This is a genomic window from Corynebacterium sp. HMSC08A12 (genome assembly GCF_001807485.1).
GTDB lineage: Bacteria > Actinomycetota > Actinomycetes > Mycobacteriales > Mycobacteriaceae > Corynebacterium > Corynebacterium evansiae.
In genome coordinates this window covers 1-546 of sequence record NZ_KV789185.1, presented here as the reverse complement: position 1 = coordinate 546, position 546 = coordinate 1, and the positions used below count along the sequence as shown (strand labels likewise).

Genomic DNA, 546 nt, shown 5'->3' with positions numbered 1-546 from the left:
CGGACGGTTACCTTGCCGTTTGGGGTGACGACATCGTTGCGGACGCGCCATTCTTCTTCCGGTTTGTCGTTGGGTTCGGCTTTGGGGCCGGTGGTGTAGACCTCATGTGGTGCCCGTCTTCCGAGGGCTCGGTGGGGTCGGACGGTGTTGTAGTAGTCGGCAAAGGTGTCGAGTTGTTGCTGGAGTTCGACCAGGGTGATCGCTGGGGATTGGGCAGCAATCCATTTTTTAAGCGTTTGGTGGAACCGTTCGATCTTCCCTTGTGTTTGGGGATGGCCTGGCCGGCCATTTTTCTGTTGGATGCGGTATTTGTTGAGGGTTTTTTCGAAGGCGTTGCGTCCCCCTTTGGCTCCAGCTAGGCGGGCGGTGAATACGAGTCCGTTGTCGGTGAGGGTGGACGCTGGCGGGCCGTAGGTGGCGATGAGGCGTTGCAGTTCAGCTGCAACAGCCGGTCCGCTGAAGGATGCTGCTGCGGTGATCGATAGCAGGTAACGGGAGTGATCGTCGATGAAGTCGAGGACTTCGAGTCGAGTGCCGTCGAGTAAG

The 546-nt window shown here is 58.4% G+C and carries 1 pseudogene; it reads right to left on the bottom strand.

From position 1 onward, the window contains the following. Positions 1-546, bottom strand: a pseudogene (locus HMPREF3166_RS09995) (IS481-like element IS3514 family transposase); the annotation flags it as partial.